Here is a 24529-nt window from a genome sequence, read left to right on the forward strand (position 1 = left end):
GGTTCACTCCGCGGGGCGGGGCTTCAGCGGGCAGGTATCGCTGATCTTAATAAATTTGTCGTTATAGACCAGATAGTGGTTCCCCGGCTTGCGCAGCGCCGGCTGGCGAACCACGTCCCCGGGACGCAGATACCACGCGTCCCCCTCCTCTTCGGTCGAATCGCATCCTGGCTTAATCAGCAGCTTAAACCAGGTATTGCCGGTGTTGCTCACCGTCCCGGCCACCTTATCGAAAGACCATTTAAACTGCACCTCGCGCGGGCGCACCACCAGAATGGTATCCATCACCACCACCGGCTCCATGCTGACCTCGCCGCCGGTCGGGCCGCGCCTCGTCAGGTTGCGGGTGGGGATTTCGCGAAACGAGACCCGATAATAGCGCTCGCGGTTGTCTCGCGGGCCATGATAGTAAAATTTGAAGTATTCGCTCTCCCCGGCCTGCAGCGCCAGCTGACGGGGGGCGAACAGCAGCTCGCCATCCACCGGCCGGGAGCGCACTTCGCTGCCGCCCGGGCGATCGATGGCGCTGACGGTGATGCGGTACAGCCGCGCGCTTTTATTGTTGTTGACCACCCGTTTGCTGGCGAAATCCGCTTCAGCCGGCAGGGAAAAGGTCAGGTTGCCGACCGAGATAGCCTGCGCCAGCGGAGCCACCAGCAGGCAGCCCACCGTCAGCAGGGCCTTAGTTAATGTTGCGCCACGTCGCCTGGACATGAATCTCTCCTGAAGCGCTGACTTCGCCAAACCAGCCGTTATCGTCTACCGTCCGCAGCGAAATGGCGTTATCCATCGGAATCGAGAATTTCACCGTGGTCTTATCCATCTGCCCCACTTCGCCGGAGATATCGGTCCACGGCGTGGTCAGCCACAGCGCATCGGTCATATCCCGCCAGCTGTCATCGCACCCGGCGTCGTAGGTCTGTGTCGCGCCGCTGCGGGTGATAAAAGAGAGCGTCGCCGGGAACGGCACTTTCGCCGTACCGTCATCGGAGCTAAAGAGACAGTAGGAGCGCCCGCCAATCACCTGCGCCGGTCCGGTCACTTTGATCAGCACTTCGTCGGCGGCCGTTTTACCGCTGGTGGTGACGATGTAGCCGAAATCGAGCGCCGGTTCGCCGCTGCCGACATACCCCTCCCGCGACGGCGCCGAGGTATATTCGTCGGAGATAATGCTGATGCTGAAATCACGGGGCTTGATAATCAGCGTATTGGAGGTGGAAAACTCATACCAGCCTGACTCCGGCGAGGTGGTGTTCTGGAAGCGAAAGTTGAACAGATCCTTGGTATTGATATCGCTGATCCCGAGATTCACCATCTGCTTAAAGAAGTTGCTGGAGAAGAATACATAGATTGCGTCTGAGCTCTTCATCTCGTTGAAGGTGTAGTAATAGGCGGTATTGCTCACCGGCTTCCATGAGCTGCCGTTGAGGCTGAACTGCATATCGTACGCCCCGACGGCCGAGGCCAGCGACGAGTTGGCGATCGCCGGGAAAATATGGATCGAGGTGTTGCTTAACCCATTGGTCTGCAACGTATAGTTGACCATCTTACAGCTTAACCCTGAGCGGCTGCCGATGGTCTGCGTCCGGCAGTCGGCGTTCCCTTCCCCGAGGGTCGGCACGCCATCGCTGTTGATAAACACCTCCGCCAGCGAGTGGGTGTTTATCAACCGCAGGCTCGCGGCTTTGGTGTGGGTGACATTGCGCACATACCAGTTGCCGGAGGCTTGATCCTTACAGCGCGCGCCGCTGCTGGCGTCGTAGTTCACCGAGGTCTGGCAGGCATTGATGGTCATCGTGAAGCTGCCGCCGACCGGCATCTGCTGCAGATACTGATAGAAGGCGTCCGACATCATACCGTGCATCCACTTCGCGCCGCCGCTGGTCACCGTCGCGCCATAGAACCCGCTGGCGTCGGTGGTTTGCGGCAGGATCAGACTGGTGGCCATATCGCACCCGGCGTACCAGTTGATGCAGCGCAGGCCGGTTAAAGGGTGCGAAACCGGCGAGTTTTCCAGCCACATATCAAACTTCCAGTTGGCATTGAGCCCGGTGTTGTAGCCGTTATCGATATAGCCGAGACTCTGCTGATAGATGGTCCCGGAGCCGGTGTATTTTAAGCCGGTCCAGCGGTTGGCGCCGGTCATGCGCGGATCCAGCGCCCCGCCGGGGGTGACGAAAAAGTTGTCGTCGGCGTTGTTTTCCACAAACACAAACTCGCGCGCCGGCGCATCCGACCAGGTGGTCTTCGACACCGCCGCCCTGAGCGCGGCCGCCGGCCAGAGCAGCGCGAGGATCGCCAGGGCGATTAAGGGGTTAACTTTCATTCTCTTCTCCTGTCTGCTGCGCCGCCGCCCACGACGAGAGGCCGCTGCAAACCACATCCCCCACCCAGACGGCGCCGCGCGCCTGGCTGAGCTCCAGCGCCACTTCGCAGGTTTTATTGCCGCCGTAGCTGAAATCGATCGTGGGGTATTTCTTATCCACATCCATGACAAACTCGCCATTTTCATCGGTGCGGGTACGGCCGATATGGTTGTTAATCCGCGCATTCGCCAGCAGCGTGCCGTCTTCCGCCCGAATACGACCGGAGACGGTGACCATCTGCTTCACCTCAGGCTCAATCACCGCCACGTTGCCGGGATAGAGGGTCAGATGACTCTTGCGCCCGCTGACGATGTCGTAACTGTCGAGCGAGTTTTTGCTGTTTTGCAGCTCCACCTCATAGCGGCCATAGGGAGAGAGCGGCAGATAGTTACGCTTGCCGCTGAGCGGGAAGATCCGCCCGTTGACCCTGGCGCTGATCTGACCGTCATCCTCCAGTCCGGTGTTGAAGATCACCCCGGCGTTGCCGTCGGTTCGTCCGCTGGCGGCGATATTTTTGCCCTGCCAGCCGACGCTGCCGCTGGCGGTGAGGTTGGTGTTGACGTAGCCGTCCGCCGCGCTGTTGACGTTCAGCGTGCCGCTGGCGTAGCGGGCGTCGAACTGGGCATACGCCCCGCCGCTGAGGGTTTTGTCATCCCCGGTATCGCCGGAGATGGCCCGCGACAGATTGGCGCCGATGGTGCGAATGGTGCCTTCATCAAACTGCTTGCGCGCTGAGAGGTTAGCCATGGTGTAGCCGTTCTGATGGGTCATCCCGGCGCTGAACCAGTTGCCCAGCGGCAGCGACAGATCGAGGGCGATATATTTCCCGGTGTTGGCGCTGCTGTCGCCATTGTTATAGCGCTGGATCCCCGCCCGCAGGCCGAGCGATCCAAAAGCGCCGCTGTAGACCGTCTGATAGTAATCCGCGGTGTAGTAATGACTGTTGTAGCGACGGTCATCGTTGTAGCTGACGCTGAATGTCCCCAGCTTCGACCACAGCGCGTTGAGGTTGAGGGTGCCGCCGATCGCCCGGTTGTCGGCATCGCTGCGTCGCAACTGATCGCCAATGCGGGTTCTCTCCTGGTTGACCCACACTGAACTAAAGCCCCCCGGCAGCGTGGCGCTGATGCTGCCGACGCTGCTCCACGAGCTGTCGCTGGCCAGCATATTTTGCAGGTTAACGTTGATCGACTCGCCCAGCGGCAGCGTCAGGCGGGTTTCTCCCACCGCCTGGTTGTCGTAGCCATAGCCCGTTGCCGCCCAGCTTAGGGTGCTGAGCGACCCGGAGGCCGAGAGGCCCGCCAGCCAGCTCTCTTTCGCCGGCCGGGTCTTTTTCCCGCTCTCCGACCAGCGATCCATATGAAAACTGCCGCCCCACACCTGCCACGCCAGCGGCGCGCCGGCGCCGCGTCCCCGGCTGAACAGCTTATTGACCCGCTGGGTGCGTTTGCTGACCACCCGCCCGTTGACGATCACCTCCACCTCCACGTCGTAAATACCGTACGGCAGGCCGCGGGTATCCACTTCATGGTTCCCCATGGCGAAGTTCTGGACGCTCAGCAACCGGCCGTCACGAGTGAGATGCACCTCGCCCGCCGCCGGCAGAAAGGCGATCACCGGCGTGGCGGACTGGCTGTTGTCGAAGACGGTGGAGCTGGCCTGGTTCCCCCAGGAAAGGCCGTAAATCTTGCCCGCCGAAATAGCGGTCATCGGCCCCAGGGACTGCAGGTTCCAGGTGTCAAGCATCCCGCCGGCAAAGCGGTGGCCGGCGAAATCGCGTTCATACATGGCCTTATATAATTCACTGTCCTGCTGACCGCTGCCGATCCCGTACAGCGAGCCGTCGAGCACCACATGATGCTCACGCAGCGCCGTGACGTTGTTCAGCGACAGATAGCTGGAGGTGTTGCTCCCGCCGTTGCGCATCTGGTTGTTATAGACGCCGAGGTTATAGCTCAGGTTGCTGCTGAGGGCGTTGACGCTCGACTGGCCGATGTCTTCGCTGCGCGAGCGCAGCACGGTGCCCAGCGCCTCGCGCTTGACCACCAGCTGCAGCAGCAGCTGGCGCAGGCTGAGATCCAGCTGCGCGCTGTCGGTCAGCGTGATGGTGAGCGCCTCGCTGAACGGGGCGTTGGCGAGGCCAGTCAGCTGCTGGCGGGTCTGTTCGCTGACGCTGGCGTTACCCTCATTGTCCTCCAGCCGGATCTGCCGAACGCGCAGCTGGCCGCCGTCCAGCCAGATAAAGGCGCTGCCGATCCGCTGATCGTCCCGGGTGTCCTGGCTGCCGGCAAGATGAATATAGAGCGGAACGCTCATGCCGTCCTGCAGCGCCTGGCTGAAGGCCTGCGGAATAATCACCCCGCCAATCTGCTGCGCCCCTGGGGCAGCCGCGCTGGCGTCGGGCTGAACGAACAAAAAAAACATGCCGAAGGCAAGTCGTGTTTTCAGTCCTGGGGAAATCCGTTGTAGAGGCATCGTCGTTATCCATCTGCACAGCTGTCTATTTCACGGGAACAAACTGCTCACCCTGCCAAAGCGCAACCCGCCCTTTTTTATCCGCCGTGTCCACGCGCGTAAAACGGCGTGATTTACCCGGCATCAGGTAGTAGTTCTCCTTACACTCCTTACCCTCGGCGGCCTTCAGGCAAGGGCCGTAGGCGAGGATCCGCAGCGTCGCGTTCCCGGTGTTGGTCAGGGAGCCGTTGGCGTACTGAAAGCGGTAGTTCACCTGCCGGGGCGCCACCACCAGGATGGTGCCGATGCGGGCGGAAGCGGTGGCCACCGCGCTGCGGGTGGCGTTATCGCGCTGGGCATCGCTGAGCGCCTGGTCGAACCAGACAATGCGGTAGTAGCGCTCTTTGTCATCCGCCGGGCCTTTGTAGAAGAAGCGGATTACATCGCTGGCCTGGGCGGGTAGCAGCAGGCTGGCGGGAGTGAGCAGCACCTCATCCGGTTTATCCATCGGGATAACCTGTCCGTCATCCAGCGGGGAAGAGAGCCGTTCGAGATGGATATTAATCAGCCGGCCGCTGTCAGTGCTGTTCTTGATCGTTTTGCTCAGCGTGCTGCTGCCGCTGTTCATAAAAGATGAGATATCGCCGACATCCAGCGCCTGCGCCGGCGATACTCCGGCAAGCAGCAGTCCGAGGGCCAGAAGGTGCTTTTTCATAACAATTCCGTCCGTGAAAAAAGCAGGGGGAGCCCCCCCTGCTGGTGCATCAGAAGGATCAGCTGGTCCAGGTGGCGTCGAACTGGACGCTAACGTCGCCGCTCCAGATCCCTTCCGGCAAGGTGCTGTAATCGGTCACGGCGGTGGTGCCGTCAGTGGTGCCGCTGATGATAGAGAAGGTGAAACCATCCTGCGCGGTGGTGCGGCCGCTGGCGTTGTAGCCATTAGCCAGCGCGCTGAGGTTGCCGCCCAGAATGTTGTTGGCGGTATCGATCATCACGGTATCACCGGTTTTTTCCACCGCTGCGCCGTTATAATCCACGCCCACGCTCAGCGTGGAGCCGGAGGTATCCAGCTGGGTTAAGGTGTTGGTGATAAGACGCGAGGTCAGCTTAAAGGCGGTCGCCGTTGCGTCACCCTCAATTGCCACGTCAAACAGACCTTTCTGTGAGTTAAAACCTTTCACGCCTTCGGCATACTGGAACGCCAGGCTGCCGAGCGGGGTGACGACCAGTTTGCTGGTGGTGTCTTTTTTGGCGGTCGCAGACCAGGTCGCTACAGCCTGAGCCGTTACGTCAGCAGCCTGCGCCACACCCATACCGGTAAACGCCGTTACCAGAGCTATTGCCAGAACCTTTTTTTTCATCGCTTTTTCTTCCTGAGTTGAATTAAGGACATGATGTCCCGGTGAACCATTCAAAAATTAAATTGCCTGGGTGTTACTGAACTAACTTATATATTTTGGAATACAGCTTGGCCTCAGCATTGCGCCGATGGGTATACACTGTCTTCACGCTACAATTTTCAATTCTGGCGATCGATTTCGGCTGCATGCCCTGGGCGGTCATGCGGATAATTTTCATTTCCCGGTCTGTGATTTTATCTTTCTTAATATCTTTACGGAGAAACCTGCCATTAATCACATAGGCCAGCTCTTTTCGAATATCGCGACTCAGGCCAACATATACCACGCCGCGAATATCGCTATTGTAATACCAGTAATTCGCTAAGGCCTCTGACTTTCTGGCCGCAATTAATACGACCTGTTTCCCCTTTACCGCGGATAGCCATTCGCTGTCGCGCCTGATAAACTCGTTTAACGAAGCCGTATTGAGATTGATAAACACGAAATCTCTTCTGATTTTCTCTAGCGACAGATAAATTAACTCGTCGATATCAACAATCAGTTCGGATAATCCTTTATAGAAGTAGGAGTCATGGGCAGACCAAATATACTTATCGGAACAGCTTTTATATTCCATATAGTTTTTAACCTCATAGTCCTTGAAGTAATCATTTTTACAACGTCACTGCTTGCCAGGCCTATTAAGTTAACTGGCGTATTCCATTCCTTTAATAAATCGCCATTAAATAAGACACGCATTACCTATCAATATTGGATAAGCGGGGTTGAGCTATAATTATTTTCTGCTTGGCGTTGAATTTAAGTTTTTTCCTATAGAGTGTCAACATGCGGAAAGGCAATGAATTTCGCGCCCAGGTCAATATTTACAAAAACTGAAAATATCGTTTTTTTGAGGGAAGAAAAAAGACATTTATTTTCATAAGGTTATTGGCAATATTACCGTCGACTCTTAGCTGAATTTTATATTACCCAGGATCTTCACCCTATTATGTTAGGAATATTCTTAATGGAGGGTAGAGTGAAGCTGTCGAATAGACCAAGTTTATTAAAAAATAAAGAATATAAATCCAAAAACTAGCAATAACCAGGATGATTCACCAACACATAAGACTCATGAATAGATTAACCTGCCGCACAAAATAGTTATGTATATGTTAATACCTGCGGAATGTTGAATGCTAAACAAAGGCAGACGCATTATCTATTCGATATAACAGTTCTTATCAGCAAGATTAAACGAAGATTGACGAGGATTCTGGCCGTCAAGGGGCGCCTGTCTCCGCGTCCCCGAAAGCATAGCCGCTTTTCGGCGCTTCGCCAGCGCGCCACGCGCGCGCGGGTGGACCGGGGGCCGAGGGTGCCGTGATCGGCAACGTTGCCAGCGTGCCGCGCGCGCGGGTGGACCGCTCACCGCCGCCCTTTCCCGCCTGTTCACGGTTTGTTCGCAATACCGTCATCGAAATTTCACATAAAGACCTATTAATAGTGGCCAGTTAATGACGAACCTGGACACTCTTATGAACAGCTCTCTTGCCGCGGTGGCCGAAACTGATTTCCAGCCGTTCACCGATCTCAATGCCGGCCGGCAGCGGAAGGTCTTAAGCGTGCGCAACCTGAGTAAAGCCTACGAGGCTCAGCACAAGGTGCTGGACGGCATCAGCTTTGACCTGCACGCCGGTGAAATGGTCGGGGTTATTGGCCGTTCCGGCGCCGGTAAATCGACGCTCCTGCATGTTCTCAATGGCACCCACAGCGCCAGCGGCGGCGAAATTCTTAGCTACCCGGAAGTCGGTACCCCGCACGATGTCTCCCGGCTGAAAGGCCGCGCGCTCAACGCCTGGCGCAGCCACTGCGGGATGATCTTTCAGGACTTCTGCCTGGTGCCGCGCCTCGACGTGCTCACCAACGTTCTGCTGGGCCGCCTCAGCCAGACTTCAACCCTGAAATCGCTGTTTAAAATCTTTCCCGCAGCCGACCGGGCGCGCGCCATTGCGCTGCTTGAATGGATGAACATGCTGCCGCACGCGCTGCAGCGGGCGGAGAACCTCTCCGGCGGACAGATGCAGCGGGTGGCGATCTGCCGGGCGCTGATGCAAAACCCCGGGATCTTGCTGGCCGACGAGCCTGTCGCCTCGCTGGATCCGAAAAACACTCAGCGCATCATGGATGTGCTGCGCGAGATTAGCGAGCAGGGCATCAGCGTGATGGTCAACCTGCATTCGGTGGAGCTGGTCAGGTCCTACTGCACCCGGGTTATCGGCGTCGCCAACGGACAGCTTATTTTTGACGATCACCCCTCCCGGCTGACGCAGGATGTACTGCAGCAGCTGTACGGCGATGACGTTAGCCAATTGCATTAATTTCACTCACACGGGCAACATAATGAAAAAATATATGACTGGCGCAGTTCGTTTATCCGCAATGGTCGCGGGCATGATGATGGCATGGCAGGCAGCGGCGGCGCAGCCGAAAGAGCTGAATCTGGGCATTCTCGGCGGCCAGAACGCCACCCAGCAAATCGGCGACAACCAGTGCGTGAAGACCTTCCTCGATAAAGAGCTGAACGTGGATACCAAACTGCGTAACTCTTCCGACTATTCCGGGGTGATTCAGGGTCTGCTGGGGGGTAAAGTCGACGTGGTGCTGAGCATGTCCCCCTCCTCTTACGCCTCGGTTTATCTCAATAACCCGAAAGCGGTGGATATCGTCGGCATCGCCGTGGACGACAAAGATCAGTCTCGCGGCTATCACTCGGTGGTGATTGTCAAAGCCGACTCCCCATATAAAACGCTGGACGATTTAAAAGGCAAAGCCTTTGGCTTCGCCGACCCGGATTCCACTTCCGGGTATCTGATCCCTAACCATGCGTTTAAAGAAAAATTTGGCGGCAACGCCGACAACAAATACAACAACACCTTCTCCAGCGTCACCTTCTCCGGTGGCCACGAGCAGGACATCCTCGGCGTGCTGAATGGCCAGTTCGCGGGAGCGGTGACCTGGGCCTCGATGGTTGGCGATTACAACACCGGCTACACCACCGGCGCGTTCAACCGCCTGATTCGCATGGATCATCCGGATCTGATGAAGCAGATCCGCATTATCTGGCAATCGCCGCTGATCCCGAACGGCCCGATCCTGGTGAGCAATGCGCTGCCGGCGGACTTTAAGGCGAAGGTCGTGGCGGCGGTGAAAAAACTGGATACTGAGGATCACGCCTGCTTTATCAAAGCGATGGGCGGTACGCAGCACATCGGCCCGGGCAGCGTGGCTGATTTCCAGCAGATTATCGATATGAAACGCGAGCTGGTGAGCGCGCGTTAATCCTGCCTCAACGCCGCCGGCTTGCCCCGAGGTGAGCGGCGGCGCTACGTTGAAGATCCCCGACGCATGAAGACGACCCACATCGAATTTGAACGCTATTACCAGCAGATACGCTCGCGGCAAAAACGCGATGCCGTCTGCTGGTCGCTGCTGTTGCTGGCGCTCTATTTTGCCGCCGGCAGCGCCGCGGAATTTAATCTGCTGACTATCTGGCACTCGCTGCCCCACTTCCTGGACTATATGGCAGAGACTATTCCGCCCCTGAGCGCCGGCAACCTGTTCGCCGACGTGCAGACCAAAGGGTCGCTGGCCTGGTGGGGCTATCGCCTGCCGATCCAGCTGCCGCTGATCTGGGAAACCCTGCAGCTGGCGCTGGCCTCAACCCTGGTGGCGGTCGCCATTGCCACGGTTTTCGCGTTTCTCGCCGCCAATAACGCCTGGTCCCCGGCGCCGGTGCGCTTTGCCATTCGCGTGCTGGTAGCGTTTTTGCGCACCATGCCCGAGCTGGCGTGGGCGGTGATCTTTGTGATGGCGTTCGGCATCGGCGCGATCCCGGGCTTTCTGGCGCTCATGCTGCATACCGTCGGCAGTCTGACCAAACTGTTCTACGAGGCGGTGGAAAGCGCGCAAAACAAACCGGTACGCGGCCTGGCGGCCTGCGGCGCATCGCCGCTGCAGAAAATTCGCTTCGCCCTGTGGCCGCAGGTGAAACCGCTGTTTCTCTCCTACGGCTTTATGCGGCTTGAAATCAACTTCCGCTCGTCGACCATTCTCGGGCTGGTAGGCGCGGGCGGCATCGGCCAGGAGCTGATGACCAACATCAAGCTCGACCGCTACGATCAGGTGAGCATCACCCTGCTGCTGATCATTCTGGTGGTGTCGGCGCTGGACATGCTGTCCGGTCGTCTGCGCCTGTGGGTACTGGAGGGTAAGAAATGAGCGTCTGGCACATGCAACCGGATATCGCCGCCAGCCGTCGGCAGCATAAACAGCTCTATCAGGTCCAGGGGCGCTACCTGCGCTACGTCGGGCTGGTGGCGCTGGCCTGCGTGCTCTATTACGTCTGGTTTTTTCTGCAGTTCGGCATCAGCGGCGAACAGCTGACCACCGGCCTGCAGCAGATTGGCCGCTATCTGGCGCGGATGTTCGTCTGGCACGACTTCTGGAACTGGCCGTTCGGCTATTACTTCACGCAAATCGGCATTACCCTGGCTATCGTCTTCGCCGGGACGCTCACCGCCACGGTGCTGGCGCTGCTGCTCTCCTTCTTCGCCGCCCGCAACATCATGCGCGGCGTGGTGCTGGGGACCCTCGCCCTGCTGATGCGCCGCCTGTTTGATGTGCTGCGCGGGATCGACATGGCTATCTGGGGGCTGATTTTCGTGCGCGCGGTAGGCCTCGGGCCGCTGGCCGGGGTGCTGGCGATCATCATGCAGGACACCGGTCTGCTGGGACGGCTGTACGCGGAAGGACACGAAGCCGTGGACCGCTCCCCCGGGCGCGGGCTGACCGCCGTGGGCGCGAACGGCCTGCAAAAGCATCGTTTTGGTATTTTTACCCAGTCGTTCCCGACCTTCCTCGCGCTGAGCCTGTACCAGATTGAATCCAACACCCGCTCCGCGGCGGTGCTGGGCTTCGTCGGCGCCGGCGGTATCGGGCTTATCTATGCCGAGAATATGCGCCTGTGGAACTGGGATGTGGTGATGTTTATCACGCTGCTGCTGGTGGCGGTGGTGATGATCATGGACACCCTCTCCGCCTGGCTGCGCCGTCGCTATATCGGCGGCGCCGTAGTGCCGCTGTATCAGAAGGAACGCTAGCGCGCCTTTGTGCCGGGTGGCGGCTGCGCCTTACCCGGCCTGGAGGATCCTCTCACAGGCTCACACCCCGTAGGCCCGTGCAAGCGCAGCGCCGCCGGGCGAGACGTCAGGCGCGGTACCCGTGATGTTGCCGGGTGGCGGCTGCGCCTTACCCGGCCTACAAGTTCCTCTCACAGGCTCACCCCCCGTAGACCCGCGCAAGCGCAGCGCCGCCGGGCAACGACCGCCGGCACGAAGCCGCCTTTATGCCGGATAGCGGCTCACGCCTTGCCCGGCCGACAACGACTGAACCCGCAGAAACATTTATCCGCTCCGCTATTCCAGCCGCCAGCTCAGCACCGGCCAGCCATATCCGGCACCGGCCGCCTGCAGCTGCGGACAGGGATTGACCAGCCGCACGCGATCCGCATGCAGGCACAGCGGCAGATCGTTAATGGAATCGGTGTAAAAAGTCACCTCGCCGTCATACTGCGGATGCGCCTCGCGCCACTGCGCCAGACGCGCCACCTTTCCCTGCTGATAGCTGGGGATCCCGGCAATCTCCCCGCTGTAGCCGCCGTCGACCATCGCCACGTCAATGCCCAGCGCCTGCTCAATCTCCAGCGCGGCGGCCACCGACTGCACCAGCAGGCTAACCGAGGCGGAGATAATCAGCATCTGCTCCCCCTCGGCCCGCAGACGACGAATGAGTTCCCACGCCTGCGGATAGACCCGGGGCAGGATCGCCTCACGCACGCAGCGGGCCACCAGCGCGTCTACGTCCGATTTCGGTATTCCGGCCAGCGGGGCCTGGATCAGGGCCACATAATCGGCGATATTCATCTCTCCCCGGTCATAATCCGCCATCAGCCGCGCCTCGCGGGCAAGATACCCCTTCTGCGTCGCCAGCCCTTCGCGAACCATAAACTGGCTCCAGATCGTACTGCTATCGCCCTGTATCAGGGTGTTATCGAGATCGAAAATCGTCAGCGTGTTGCCCATGGTACCTTCCCTTACTGGTCAAAATAAGCTGCCGGGAGCATGCGTAAAAAAGATGACAGGAAAATGAACCGGACGCCACCGCGCCCGGCTCGCCGTCAGCCGGCGCGGACCTTGCCGGTGCGGAACACCAGCACGATCCCGCCGACGATCGCCACCATACCGACCATCGCCGCCGCCGGCAGCCGATTGCCCAGCAGCAGATAATCCAGCAGCGCCGTGATCGCTGGCACCAGATAAAAGAGGCTGGTGACATTGACGATATTCCCCGCGCTCAGCAGACGGTACAGCAGCAGCTGGGCGACCACCGAAATCAGCAGCCCGAGAAACAGCACCGGAATAATCAACCCGGCGTTAACGGTAAACCGGAAGCCGCTGACCGGGGCGATCAACAGGCACAGCCCCAGACTAACGGCATACTGCAGCGGCAGGACATCCGCCGGCGACTGGCGGCTGCGCTTTTGCCACAGCGCGCCAAAGGTCATCAGCAGCAGAGCCGCCAGCGCAAACAGGATCCCTGTCATCGCCATCGGCGACATCGCCAGGCTGCGCCACACCAGCAGCACCAGCCCCGCCAGGGCAATCAGCAGCCCCAACAGCCGCCGCCCCTGCAGGCGGCGCTCCACCACGCAGAGCGTAAGGATGGGCTGGATCCCCATGATGGTGGCGATAAGCCCCGGCGTCACGCCGTTGGCCATCGCCTCGAAGTAACAGACCGAATAGCCGCCAATCAGCATCAGGCCGGTGGCCGCTGTCTGCAGGCGAGTGCCCGGCGCGGGCAGCCAGCGTCGACGGGCGATGACCAGCGGCGCCAGCGCGACCAGGGCAACCAGAAAACGAAAGACCAGCAGCGCCATCGGCGAGGCGTTGTCCAGTCCCCAGCGGGTAAAAATGGCCGCGCTGCCCCACAGCAGCACAAAGGTGGCCGTTGTCGCCTGCGAGGCGAGCAGAGAATAGCGAACGTGCATAGCATGCTCCCGAACGTCAAACACAAGGTATCAAGCGTCATACCGGCAGGTAAGCGCCTGGAAAGACGGCGTTAAGCGCCGAAAACAACCCGGTCTGGAGGGGGAGGCGGTGGGCAGAGCGTGGCGAAGCAATGATGAGGCGCAGACGTCATCCACCCCGCGTCGAAAGCGGCGTCGGGTAAAGTCTCGGCGGCGATGGCGTTATGCGTCATGGAATGCCTCGTGAGATGTTGATGACAGAATCCTGGCACAGACTGTTGCGAAGTGACAACTGCCCTTTATGGCTGATCCATCCCATCGTTGTTTATTTTTAATCGTAAATAAACGTAAAGGCGGCATCAGCTTATTTAGCCGTTCTTTTTAATCGGCTATAAAACAAAGCAGTCTGCTTGCTACTTCGAAAATAACGATATGAAGCCAAAACTGAAGCATGCTCTCTTGTTAATTCCTTTTTTGTTGTTGGCAGGATGCTCCTCCTCACCGAAACAGGCAAAACACACAAAATCTCATGCGGATATGACCATTGATAGCGGATCGGACGATCTGATCCCGGTGGTGGCGGCCCTGCATGATCAGATGCACACCTGGCAGGGAACCCCCTATGAATGGGGCGGGACTGAACAAAGCGGCGTCGACTGCTCGGGTTTCGTCTGGCGCACGCTGAAGGATCGCTTTAACCTGCCGATGGAGCGGATCACCACCCGTGAGCTGTTGCACATGGGCGTGCGGGTCAATAAGCGCGATTTACGTCCCGGCGATCTGGTTTTCTTCCGCACCCGGGCCGGGATGCACGTTGGCTTTTACGATACCGATCATAATTTCCTTCACGCCTCGAGCAGCCAGGGCGTGATGCGCTCTTCGCTGGACAACCCTTACTGGGAATCGGCGTTCTATCAGGCGCGACGTCTGCCGAAGGAGTATAACGCGCAGATCACCATGAACAGCGACACCCTGCATCTGGCGAAGAACCGCCGCTAAAAAAAAGCCGCAGCCTGGGCTGCGGCGGGTGGTTCTGAAGTTGATCAGAACTGGTAGGTCATGCCCAGCGCGACGATGTCGTCATCGTTGATGCCGAGTTTGTTATCGCTTTTCAGCTGGTTGATTTTGTAATCCACGAAGGCGTTCATGTTTTTGTTGAAGTAGTAGGTCAGGCCCACGTCAATGTAGTTAACCAGATCTTCGCTCCCCACCCCTTCGATATCCTTCCCTTTCGACAGCACATAGCCGAGGGACGGACGCAGACCGAAGTCGAACTGATACTGCGCCACCGCTTCAAAGTTCTGCGCCTTGTTGGCAAAACCGCCGCTGATCGGGGTCATTTTGCGGGTTTCAGAGTACATGGTCGCCAGGTAGATATTGTTGGCGTCATATTTCAGGCCGGTCGCCCAGGCTTCCGCTTTCGAACCCTGGCCACGAGCCAGCAGGTTCTGATCGTTGGTACGGTCGGAGCTGGTGTAGGCCGCGCTGACGGCGAAGTCGCTGCCGCCGAAGTCATAGCTTAACGAGGTGCCAACGCCGTCGCCGTTCTGTTTCTTCGCTTCACGGCCTTCGTTTTTACCCTGGTACTGCAGGGTCAGATCCAGGCCATCCACCAGACCGAAGAAGTCGGTGTTGCGGTAGGTCGCCAGGCCGCTGGCGCGCTTGGTCATAAAGTTATCGGTCTGGGCAGAGGAATCGCCGCCGAATTCCGGGAACATATCGGTCCAGGCTTCCACATCGTACAGGGCGCCAAGGTTACGACCGTAATCGAAAGAACCGTAATTTTTCAGCTTCACGCCGGCGAACGCCAGACGAGTCTTCTGGCTGGAGTCGCTCTCGGTTTTGTTGCCGGAGAATTCAGATTCCCAACGGCCATAGCCGGTCAGGTCTTCGTTAATCTGCGTTTCGCCTTTAATACCGAAACGCACGTAAGTTTGATCGCCATCTTTGCTGTCATAATCGCTGAAATAATGCATGGCTTTAATCTTGCCGTACACATCCAGCTTGTTCGCGTTCTTGTTATAAACTTCCGCTGCCTGCGTCGCCGTTGAAGCCACAAAGCCCATCATCATTAATGCCAGAGTACTCTTTTTCATTATTCAGTCCTGGTGATTTATTTATACGCGCTATTCAATTGCGGGCGCTCGCCCATCAAAAACAGGAGGTTTTTTAACGCCGGGAGATTAAATATTTATGACAAGGTGGAACTTTTTATAAAAAAGCGTATTTAAATGTATCTGACATATTTTTGTCATACTCCCTCTCCAGAATGCCCGATCCCGCGCAATAAAATGGCGCGCCCGCCGCCCCGGGTGTTGGCAAGCGGGCCGACTCCTGCTACAACATCAGCTCGATATCGATATTCCTTTTGAACGGCAGAGAATCATGAGTGAAAGCCAGACGCTGGTGGTAAAACTGGGCACCAGTGTTTTAACAGGCGGGTCCCGCCGCCTGAACCGCGCCCATATCGTCGAGCTCGTGCGCCAGTGCGCACAGCTGCACGCCATGGGACACCGTATTGTCATCGTGACCTCCGGGGCCATTGCCGCCGGGCGCGAGCACCTTGGTTACCCGGAACTGCCCGCCACCATCGCCTCCAAGCAGCTGCTGGCGGCGGTGGGACAAAGCCGTCTGATCCAGCTGTGGGAACAGCTGTTTTCTATCTATGGCATTCACGTTGGCCAGATGCTGCTGACCCGCGCCGACATGGAAGACAGAGAACGGTTCCTCAACGCCCGCGACACCCTGCGCGCCCTGCTGGATAACAGCATCGTCCCGGTCATTAACGAAAATGACGCCGTCGCCACCGCGGAAATCAAAGTGGGCGATAACGACAATCTCTCCGCGCTGGCCGCGATCCTCGCCGGGGCGGATAAGCTGCTGCTGTTAACCGACCAGCCTGGCCTGTTCACCGCCGACCCGCGCAGCAACCCGCAGGCGGAGCTGATTAAAGACGTCTACGGCATCGACGACGCGCTGCGCGCCATCGCCGGCGACAGCGTCTCCGGTCTTGGCACCGGCGGCATGGGCACCAAGCTGCAGGCCGCGGACGTCGCCTGCCGCGCGGGGATTGATACTATTATCGCCGCCGGCAACCGCCCGGACGTCATCGGCCACGCGATGGAAGGCCTGCCGGTAGGCACCTGCTTCCACGCTCAGGAGTCTCCGCTGGAGAACCGTAAGCGCTGGATCTTCGGCGCCCCGCCGGCCGGTGAACTGACCGTCGATGCGGGCGCGACCCAGGCGATCCTCGAACGAGGCAGCTCGCTGCTGCCAAAAGGCATCAAAATCGTCAGCGGCAACTTCTCCCGCGGCGAAGTGATCCGCATCCGCAATAGCGAAGGACGCGATATCGCGCACGGCGTCAGCCGCTACAACAGCGACGCGCTGCGCCTTATCGCCGGCCAGCACTCGCAGCAAATCGATGCCATTCTGGGCTACGAATACGGCCCGGTGGCCGTCCACCGCGATGATATGATCATCCGTTAAGGAGCTGAAAATGCTGGAACAAATGGGCATTGCCGCCAAAGCGGCCTCCTGGCAGCTGGCGTTACTCTCCAGCCGGGAAAAGAACCAGGTACTGGAAAAGATCGCCGATTATCTGGAAGCGCAGACCGACGATATTCTGCGCGCCAACGCGGAAGATTTAGCGGAAGCTCGCGCCAATGGTCTGAGTGAAGCGATGCTCGATCGCCTTGCGCTGACCCCGGCGCGTCTGAGCGGCATCGCCAGCGATGTGCGCCAGGTGTGCAATCTGGCCGACCCGGTCGGCCAGGTGATCGACGGCGGGCTGCTGGACAGCGGCCTGCGTATTGAACGTCGCCGCGTCCCGCTGGGGGTGATTGGCGTGATTTATGAAGCGCGTCCCAACGTGACGGTCGACGTCGCCTCCCTGTGCCTGAAAACCGGTAACGCGGCGATCCTGCGCGGCGGGAAAGAAACCTGGCGCACCAACGCCGCCACGGTGAAGGTGATCCAGCAGGCGCTTCAGGAGTGCGGTCTGCCGGCCGCCGCGGTGCAGGCCATTGAGAGCCCGGATCGCGCGCTGGTGGGGGAAATGCTGAAGATGGATAAATACATCGATATGCTGATCCCCCGCGGCGGCGCGGGCCTGCACAAGCTGTGCCGCGAGCAGTCAACGATCCCGGTGATCACCGGCGGGATTGGCGTGTGCCATATCTTCGTTGATGAAACCGCCGAGATCGCCCCTGCGCTGAAGATCATTGTCAACGCCAAGACCCAGCGGCCGAGCACCTGCAATACCGTGGAAACGCTGCTGGTACACCACAACATCGCCGACACCTTCCTGCCGGCGTTAAGCAAGCAGATGGCCGAGAGCGGCGTCACCCTGCACGCCGCCCCCTCCGCCCTGCCCGCGCTGCAAAACGGCCCGGCGAAGGTCGAGCCGGTGAAAGCGGAGCAGTATGACGACGAGTATCTGTCGCTGGATCTGAACGTGAAAGTCGTGGCCGATATGGATGAGGCTATCGCCCATATCCGCGAGCATGGCACCCAGCACTCCGACGCCATCCTGACCCGCACCCTGCGTAACGCCAACCGCTTTATCAATGAAGTGGACTCTTCCGCGGTCTACGTGAACGCCTCCACGCGCTTCACCGACGGCGGCCAGTTCGGCCTCGGTGCGGAGGTGGCAGTTAGCACCCAGAAGCTGCACGCCCGCGGCCCGATGGGACTGGAAGCGTTAACCACCTATAAGTGGATCGGTTTCGGCGACGATACCATTCGTGCGTAAATGAGAACGGGCGATGCAAAAATAGGCAGTTGATTCTACTGACTATTGACGCATCGCCCGCTAAGTTCTAACCTTTTGCCTCGTGATTCACGCTCGTGAACACCTCTTGCAGGGCCGATATAGCTCAGTTGGTAGAGCAGCGCATTCGTAATGCGAAGGTCGTAGGTTCGACTCCTATTATCGGCACTCACACAACAAAATCCATTAAAAACAACCAATTAAAGAGTGTTTCTCTCTCAAGTTACGATCTTCTTTTAAGGGATTCTATGACCAACAGTTGCCGCTATGGTTAACAGTGGCTATTCAGGGATGTTAGCACGTAGCGGCCTGTAGTTGTAAAGCTCGAACAGGTACAAAGCGTGAACAGTCTACACGAACCGCTATCAACTCGAAGCTAATGACGCTGCCAACGTCTCTAAACCATCCCGAAACAGATTGATCACACGCATTTAAGCCCGATGCCCCTCACTGAGGGATAAACAGGTTTATGGTGATATTGGTACTTGCACACCACATGCAAGCTCTATCAGCGTCTCGCTCACGCTCCGAAAGGTACACGAGCATCCTGATAAGGTGTGATCCCTCTGACAATCTGATGACGTCGCTACGCTCCGCTTGTTGCTGTATCACCAACGGGGCTTTATGGCTTGTATTGTCCAAAATCTGCGCTACGCTACCTTTGACTACTCATACAGCTAGGAGATAAGAAGGATGACAATAAAAGTACATTATAGTTACGATCTTAATGGTGAAACTAAAAGCAACTCATTTGAGTTAGATAGCGAGTTTCATATTCTTGATATTTACTACGGCATCTCTTCATTAGAAAATATCTCTTGGCTCATTCCTGCGAGAGAAAGGGGTGGAGAAAGAAACAATTTAACTGATGTTGCTTATGCTGCAATTCAAAGAGCAGGAATTACGAATATAAAGTTTGATTGCAGAGTCCTTTAAAGTTCTACTTTAGCCATCAATAAACGTCTTCACACTCGGGCAGTGGTACCCTTTTGGGACTTCTGCGTATGCGATATGTCTTTATACCGCTAGCAAGGTCTTTCTCCTCTTTGGCGTTCCACATTTTATTGCAATTGGTCTTATGCGGGAGGTATACCTCCCGCGATAAAAGAGTTAAGGTAAGTATCTGAGAATTTCGGCAGTCCAGTTTCTACGGTGAATTACTCTGGCATGATGCAAATTTCCATCTAAAATCTCAGCTTTAGTTAATTGCGATAAATGTTGCCAATCATTGTCAAAAATGTAGGTTGCATTGTTACACTGTGAACTTTCTAATACATAGGTATTGTGGTTGGGGAATCCAAAAATCACGTAACCTTGAAAGCCAGCCTTTCCTACAGCGACAAAATCAGGTTGTTTGCTGTTAATGAGTTGAAGTCTACCCTCGACTACAGCAGAATTTCCTTTTCCTCGAGGTTTGATTGCTGACATTATCTGAGGGCCTATTGTACTCCAAGGATATTGCCCTTGAGGAAGGAGGCTCCAGTTCAGCTTTATAGACTGAGTGGTGACAATAGTATTGAGTTCCTCGTCAACCACTTCGCAAAGACCAAATAACTCTAAAAACAAGTTAACGCAATGTGTTACAAGATCCTTTTTTTCATCTGTCAAAGTCAATTTAGGAGATATTACTAACTTTTCCCCGTTTAGATTCTCAACAATTTTCAATTCGACGCCAGGAGGTGGAGTGAAAACTCTCTGGTAACGCTGATACTCGATTTCCCTCGTTTCAGTGACTTCTTCAGTTTGGCCCCTGCCAACCCATTTTTTCCATGTCCATGAAACTTGGCGGTAAGCAGTTTCCTTAGGCAAAGTTTTGTCCGGCACTGATTTACCATTCGCATTGAAACGAGTTACAGCTCCAACGATGTGAGGGAGAACTTCTTCACCTAGAGATTGATTTGCAGTAAACCCAATCGATTCTCCCTTCTGCTGGCTAGGTAATGCATGTGCGATAAAAACATCCCTACCATCAAATGTGGTAATGTAGTTATCGATATTTCTAATACGTTTTTTCTGAATAAGCATGGTAATTCCTTTTGCGTAAAAACTTATGGTTTACACAACCAACCAAGCCTGGCACAATCAAGCCGTCAGGAATGATGATGGGGCTAACAATCGTTATGAGTCTGCAAACTCATGGTGGTTATGCTTCAGGACCGGGTTTGTGTAAATGAACCCGGTTTTTTATGCCTGCAATTTAGGCAAGGGCACTACATGTAGTGGCATGATCATGACTACCTACTACATAAGCTATATTTTATTAAGGAATCTTTTGAGTACAAGGGTTGATTTTGACGTTAAATTGAGGTTGCGGAAGGGTAATAACCCGCAAGTCCACGTCGCATAAGGCCTGGAGAAGATTTCAACAAGATTGAAAAAAATATGTAAATTTGATCGAATGCTGATTTCTTCATCGGTTGTACTAATTAAGCGGCTTCATGCCGCGCAATCACCATAAGCGCAGGGGCTGACCTCAGTCCTGTTTGGCAGAGGTATGCAACATATAGTTAACAATTGGCTAGCATTATCTGTGAGGAACTTAGATCACCATCTGATAGGTCTGATTCACTTCGTCTTGTGTGATATCCAAGTAGGTCATAGTAACTGCTGGGCTACTGTGGTTAAGCATCCGAGAGATGACCTCAATAAGCGTTCCTGCTTTCAACAGAGCACGAGCACGGGTTTTTCTGGCTGAGTGGGTGGCAACGCTAATCCCCGTCTCTACAATCCCTTGTGATGCCTCTTTTATGGCTTGAGCTACGAATACCCTTGATACTGGTTTAGGCTCCAGGCCTTTCACTCGATTGGATTTTGACTGGAATACAAAGGCATCTTCTGGATTCTGTTTCCGGCGACGTTTGAGCACCTTTAGCGCCTCAGTGTTCAAAACTAACTCACGCTGCTTGTCTGTTTTCCCCTCTTTGAGTCTTAGGAACTTCCCTTGTACATCATCGTATCTAACCGACAGTAGGTCACTGATTGGTAACGCCAGTTGTAGGTTTAGCTTCCAGGCATCTGCTGCAACCGCGCTACGCTGACGCAATGCCGCCTCGATTTGTTTAGCCTGTTCTGGCGATACCGCCGATGTCTTAGCCATGATTATCATCCTCTAATCTAGATTACATTTTAATATATTTCAGTTTTTTCATCTTAAAACTCACTTTTACCTTTGAGTGCATTGCTCAAATAGCCTCCAGAATCAGTGAAGTGATTTATACTTTTTATTGCCATTTTTAAGTATTTTGTTCCTTTACTCTATATCAAGCCACTCAAAACAGAGGGGCCAGATAATGGATACGCTAGTTTTAGCGCAGCAATAGCGAACAACATCACGGAATATTACAGCCAACTCAAATTCCATCAATGTAATAATGACTTGCCGCCGAATGAATCAGAACGATCGTTCTGGAAAAACTCTAAACTCGTGGCCAAATTTTACTGACCACTACATAAAGACTGTGGGTAGTGATACCGAGACGTGTTGCAACACTGGAAACAAAATGGCCAACTTCGACAACCTGTTTGCCGGTTTTAATCTTAAATTCCTTAGGGTTAGCCTGGAAGAAGCCACAAAATTACCCCTGGTTATTAAGATATGTGAATCATAGCTATGACTATTACGCTATGGACTGCCCCCATGGACTTACAAGTACCTCGATTATCCTTGGCTCATAGCCCCGTTAAGAAAGTGGATCGTCTTAATAAGATTTTCTATCCAGCCCCCCCTGTTCAATCCGTTAATCCAGTAATTTCATCTCCAGCGCCCGGCTCATCGCTTGAGTGCGGCTATTCACTTTAAGCTTCGCGTAGATGTTTTTGATGTGCCATTTGACCGTCTCGGCAGAAATAGCGAGGGAGCGGGCGATTTCTTTGTTCATCTGACCTTCAGCGATCAGCTGTAATATCTGAAATTCTCGCTCGCTGAGTTCCCCATGAATATCGGGGCTTCCACTATTAAACGGTGCACTGTCTGCAGGCGCGCGCTTGCCTGCCCAGGGACCTTGCACTCCCCCTTCCTCTGTACAAGCCGAAGAAGATTCATTCATACCGATAAGCAAAGGTTGCAAGGTATCGCCAGCGTCAAGAAAGAGGCCCTTGAGATGCTGGTGTTCAGCCAGCTGCAGCACTGGTTGAAATGTCGTGCGCGCAGCGGCTGTTTTGCCGCTGTTCCACAAGGCTAATGACCAGAGCGTACGCAGACGCGCTGCGGTTAACCTGTCCCCCCGGCTTTCCTGATCGGAGACCATCTCAGCCAGTAAAATGCAGGCTTGCGGCGCCTGGCCTCTGGCGAGAAGAAGCCGGCTGCGGCTAAGGGATGCAGACATAACGATGGCGCGTTGGCAGGGATGTTCGGCATCCATTCTGAAGCTGGCGGCCATTTGTTCAAGCTGCCGTTGCAGTTGCTCTGCGCCGGTGAAATTGCCGCGCTGCAGGCGCACCCTCACCTGCTCGGCTAACAACATGGCCTGGAGCCGTTGCCAGCCGCGAGACACCGCAAGGCGCTGCGCATGCTCCAGCAATCGCTCGGCCTCATAGGGCATATCGCTATCTAAGGCCTGACGCGCGAGATAGGTATAGCAACGACTCAGCGCGTCGGGTGGACTGAACCGGTCGATGAATTCGAGCCGGTCGGCTAACAGATGCTCGGGCGAGTCACCCCTCTGACATTCATATGCTATCTCCGCCAGCAGCGGCGCCAGCGTCGCGCCACTGGTCGACTGGGTGCCGGTATAACATTCAGCCTGGCGCAACGTTTTCTCTGCGTACCACCCGGCTTTTCCCAGATCACCCTGACAAAGATGACACTGGGCAATGATAAACGCGCGATAAACCGAGACAAACAGATTATCTAAAGGACTTTCCGGAGAGGGCATATGCTGTTGAACCTCCAGCGCGTCGTGATAGCACTGGTTAACAACATGGCTATAGCTGAGAATATTGCATATCAGACCATCAACCCAGGTGTCGCCGCAGGGCACTTCGGCCAGCAATGGCTGAACAATAGCCAGACTCTCCGGGATGTTTTCAGCAAAGGCTTCGCAAATTGCCCGCACAACGCGCAATTTACACCAGGTGCTGCGGGTTAAATCATCACGGTGATGAAGCACCATCTGATCGAGGTTATCAAGCAGCTGCCTCGACTCATCAAAGTGGAAATAATGCGCCAGTGCCCAGGCCAGGTTAATTTGCAGGTCAATGCGCGCAGGATCGGTGCTGGGCGGTAAATGATGCATCCATGAGATCAGGGTATCGATATCCCCTTCTTCCGCCAGTGACTGAGCGCTTGCGCCGTCCTGCCCGGGGCTATGCACCGGCTTGCCTGCGCTGAGCGCATGGCGTACCGCCTCAGACCACAGCTTCTGTTCGACGAACCAATGACTGGCTAATTCATGTAGCTGTTTGCGATCAATATCGTTGTTCTGCTGCAGCATGGTCCGAAGATTTTCCTGCAACAGAGGATGGTAGCGGAACCAGTAGCCTTGTTCGTCAAGGGCTGACAAAAAAAGGTTGTGTCGCTCAATCCATGCCAGCATTGCTTGACTGTCATCTCGTCCTGTCACTACATTGCATAGTTCGGCATTTAACCGACTGAGGAAGGACGTTTTCACCAGGAAATCAAGCACCTCTTCCGGCAGCGGGTCCAGGACCACCTCTTTAAGATAGCGGGCAATGGACCGTGTTCCTCCATGCATATTGCGCAACAGATGCTCGGGATCATGCTGTAATTCTGCGGACAAAGAAGCGATCTTCATCCCTGCGATCCAGCCCTCAGTCACGGACTGCAGCCGCTGTGCATGGTGGTTGCTGAGGGGTAGCGCAACCGTGCGGCTAAAATAGTGTTTTGTTTCTTCGAGCGTGAATTGCAGGTCTCGATCATAGATCTCCACCAGTTGGTCCTGGGCCTGCAGCTGGCTCAGCGCAAGATTGGGGTGGAAACGGCTGCCAATGATCAGATGCAAGGCGGCAGGCGCATGCTTGAGTAAATACCCCAGCGCTTCATAGACCCCACGATCGTTAATCACGTGGAAGTCGTCGATAATCAGGTATATGTCATGCGGGCAGTAATGTAGCTGATTAATGAGCCCGGCCAGCAGCTGCTCGGAGCTGGAGAGCTTTTGTTCTTCCATATCACGCCAGAAATCGGCGTCCCAGTCAGCATAGAGTGGACGCAATGCTTGCAGCAGGTAAGGAATAAACTGCCATACGTCATCATCATCCTCATCGAGGCTCAGCCAGGCGATACGTTCCCCCTGGGCGACCATCTGCTGATGCCATTGCGCCAACAGCGTGGTTTTGCCAAATCCAGCGCCGGCGCAAACGACGCCCAGCCGGCACTGCTGAACGGGATTGAGAAGCTGAAGAAGCCGGGGGCGCTCCAGCAATTGTATCGAGGAGCGAGGCGGGACGAATTTGGTCAGGATTAGCGGCAAGCCTCGCGTCAGCCGCAATGGCCCGGAGACCAGTGATGGTGATTGGCGACTTTCTAAATCCGATGGCTTCATCCGTGGTT

Annotated in this window: 20 protein-coding genes, 1 tRNA gene and 1 pseudogene; 10 read left to right on the plus strand and 12 right to left on the minus strand. The window is 56.0% G+C overall.

The genetic code is table 11. The annotated features are described in order from the left end of the window. Positions 1-3: 3 nt before the first annotated feature. The 6 genes from ABLX76_RS08695 to ABLX76_RS08720 all read right to left on the minus strand — a co-directional run bounded on the left by ABLX76_RS08695 (position 4) and on the right by ABLX76_RS08720 (position 6797). Complete coding sequence (locus ABLX76_RS08695) at positions 4-714, minus strand: fimbria/pilus periplasmic chaperone (RefSeq protein ID WP_065882846.1); 711 nt, start codon at positions 712-714, stop codon at positions 4-6. Next, a complete protein-coding gene (gene ecpD, locus ABLX76_RS08700) occupies positions 683-2326 on the minus strand; it encodes a fimbrial adhesin EcpD (RefSeq protein WP_194859298.1) in 1644 nt (547 codons plus the stop codon). Before ecpD ends, ABLX76_RS08695 begins: the two co-directional genes overlap by 32 nt. After that, on the minus strand, positions 2316-4841 hold the full coding sequence (locus ABLX76_RS08705) for a fimbrial biogenesis outer membrane usher protein (RefSeq protein WP_023288547.1): 2526 nt from the start codon (positions 4839-4841) through the stop codon (positions 2316-2318). The genes ecpD and ABLX76_RS08705 overlap by 11 nt, the downstream gene beginning before the upstream one ends. Positions 4842-4866: 25 nt before the next feature. Next, entirely contained in the window at positions 4867-5535 is a 669-nt protein-coding gene (locus ABLX76_RS08710; protein ID WP_023288546.1) for a hypothetical protein, read from the minus strand. Between the two features lie 58 nt (positions 5536-5593). Continuing rightward, positions 5594-6181: a common pilus major fimbrillin subunit EcpA gene (gene ecpA, locus ABLX76_RS08715; protein WP_023288545.1), complete on the minus strand. Its 588-nt coding sequence runs from the start codon at positions 6179-6181 to the stop codon at positions 5594-5596. 73 nt (positions 6182-6254) lie between these two features. After that, positions 6255-6797 (minus strand): helix-turn-helix transcriptional regulator, encoded by a 543-nt coding sequence (locus ABLX76_RS08720; protein ID WP_023288544.1) that lies wholly within the window; start codon positions 6795-6797, stop codon positions 6255-6257. A gap of 901 nt (positions 6798-7698) precedes the next feature. Here ABLX76_RS08720 and phnC point away from each other — a divergent pair. The 4 genes from phnC to phnE (ABLX76_RS08740) all read left to right on the plus strand — a co-directional run bounded on the left by phnC (position 7699) and on the right by phnE (ABLX76_RS08740) (position 11322). Beyond that, positions 7699-8541, plus strand: a complete 843-nt coding sequence (gene phnC, locus ABLX76_RS08725) for a phosphonate ABC transporter ATP-binding protein (RefSeq protein WP_102003836.1) — start codon at positions 7699-7701, stop codon at positions 8539-8541. A 22-nt stretch (positions 8542-8563) separates the two neighbouring features. Further along, positions 8564-9502 (plus strand): phosphonate ABC transporter substrate-binding protein, encoded by a 939-nt coding sequence (gene phnD / locus ABLX76_RS08730; protein ID WP_032428601.1) that lies wholly within the window; start codon positions 8564-8566, stop codon positions 9500-9502. 66 nt (positions 9503-9568) lie between these two features. Continuing rightward, positions 9569-10441 (plus strand): phosphonate ABC transporter, permease protein PhnE, encoded by an 873-nt coding sequence (gene phnE, locus ABLX76_RS08735; RefSeq protein WP_032453208.1) that lies wholly within the window; start codon positions 9569-9571, stop codon positions 10439-10441. After that, complete coding sequence (phnE, locus tag ABLX76_RS08740) at positions 10438-11322, plus strand: phosphonate ABC transporter, permease protein PhnE (RefSeq protein WP_050533117.1); 885 nt, start codon at positions 10438-10440, stop codon at positions 11320-11322. Before phnE (ABLX76_RS08735) ends, phnE (ABLX76_RS08740) begins: the two co-directional genes overlap by 4 nt. Before the next feature lie 315 nt (positions 11323-11637). Here phnE (ABLX76_RS08740) and ABLX76_RS08745 read toward each other — a convergent pair whose 3' ends face one another. Both ABLX76_RS08745 and ABLX76_RS08750 read right to left on the minus strand, forming a co-directional pair. Next, positions 11638-12303 carry an HAD family hydrolase gene (locus ABLX76_RS08745; protein WP_348874426.1) on the minus strand — a complete coding sequence of 222 codons (666 nt, stop codon included), beginning with the start codon at positions 12301-12303 and terminating at the stop codon, positions 11638-11640. Positions 12304-12398: 95 nt separating this feature from the next. Continuing rightward, a complete protein-coding gene (locus tag ABLX76_RS08750; RefSeq protein ID WP_348874427.1) occupies positions 12399-13268 on the minus strand; it encodes a DMT family transporter in 870 nt (289 codons plus the stop codon). A gap of 411 nt (positions 13269-13679) precedes the next feature. Here ABLX76_RS08750 and ABLX76_RS08755 point away from each other — a divergent pair, with 411 nt between their 5' ends. Beyond that, the gene (locus ABLX76_RS08755; protein WP_032428599.1) at positions 13680-14246 is read left to right on the plus strand and encodes an NlpC/P60 family protein; all 567 of its coding nucleotides are present in this window, start codon (positions 13680-13682) and stop codon (positions 14244-14246) included. 44 nt (positions 14247-14290) lie between these two features. Here the strand turns inward: ABLX76_RS08755 and phoE are convergent, their stop codons facing one another. Further along, positions 14291-15343 (minus strand): phosphoporin PhoE, encoded by a 1053-nt coding sequence (phoE, locus tag ABLX76_RS08760; RefSeq protein WP_004204700.1) that lies wholly within the window; start codon positions 15341-15343, stop codon positions 14291-14293. A 289-nt stretch (positions 15344-15632) separates the two neighbouring features. Between phoE and proB the strand changes: the two genes are divergently transcribed. The 4 genes from proB to ABLX76_RS08780 all read left to right on the plus strand — a co-directional run bounded on the left by proB (position 15633) and on the right by ABLX76_RS08780 (position 18954). Continuing rightward, a complete protein-coding gene (gene proB / locus ABLX76_RS08765; RefSeq protein ID WP_008805306.1) occupies positions 15633-16736 on the plus strand; it encodes a glutamate 5-kinase in 1104 nt (367 codons plus the stop codon). A 10-nt stretch (positions 16737-16746) separates the two neighbouring features. Continuing rightward, a complete protein-coding gene (gene proA, locus ABLX76_RS08770; RefSeq protein WP_348874428.1) occupies positions 16747-18000 on the plus strand; it encodes a glutamate-5-semialdehyde dehydrogenase in 1254 nt (417 codons plus the stop codon). Between the two features lie 113 nt (positions 18001-18113). Next, positions 18114-18186, plus strand: a tRNA-Thr gene (locus tag ABLX76_RS08775). A gap of 525 nt (positions 18187-18711) precedes the next feature. After that, the gene (locus tag ABLX76_RS08780) at positions 18712-18954 is read left to right on the plus strand and encodes a hypothetical protein (RefSeq protein ID WP_142293024.1); all 243 of its coding nucleotides are present in this window, start codon (positions 18712-18714) and stop codon (positions 18952-18954) included. Positions 18955-19128: 174 nt separating this feature from the next. Here ABLX76_RS08780 and ABLX76_RS08785 read toward each other — a convergent pair whose 3' ends face one another. Then, the gene (locus ABLX76_RS08785) at positions 19129-20043 is read right to left on the minus strand and encodes a hypothetical protein (protein WP_102051171.1); all 915 of its coding nucleotides are present in this window, start codon (positions 20041-20043) and stop codon (positions 19129-19131) included. Between the two features lie 514 nt (positions 20044-20557). Then, a complete protein-coding gene (locus tag ABLX76_RS08790; protein WP_348874429.1) occupies positions 20558-21115 on the minus strand; it encodes a tyrosine-type recombinase/integrase in 558 nt (185 codons plus the stop codon). Positions 21116-21334: 219 nt separating this feature from the next. Between ABLX76_RS08790 and ABLX76_RS08795 the strand changes: the two are divergent. Further along, positions 21335-21460: pseudogene (locus ABLX76_RS08795) on the plus strand (IS3 family transposase); the annotation flags it as partial. Positions 21461-21755: 295 nt separating this feature from the next. On the opposite strand, the gene ABLX76_RS08800 reads toward ABLX76_RS08795, so the two are convergent. Beyond that, complete coding sequence (locus tag ABLX76_RS08800; RefSeq protein ID WP_348874430.1) at positions 21756-24521, minus strand: LuxR C-terminal-related transcriptional regulator; 2766 nt, start codon at positions 24519-24521, stop codon at positions 21756-21758. Between the last annotated feature and the right edge of the window lie 8 nt (positions 24522-24529).

This window comes from Klebsiella sp. JB_Kp004, from assembly GCF_040065795.1.
Classification (GTDB): Bacteria; Pseudomonadota; Gammaproteobacteria; order Enterobacterales; family Enterobacteriaceae; genus Klebsiella; species Klebsiella quasipneumoniae.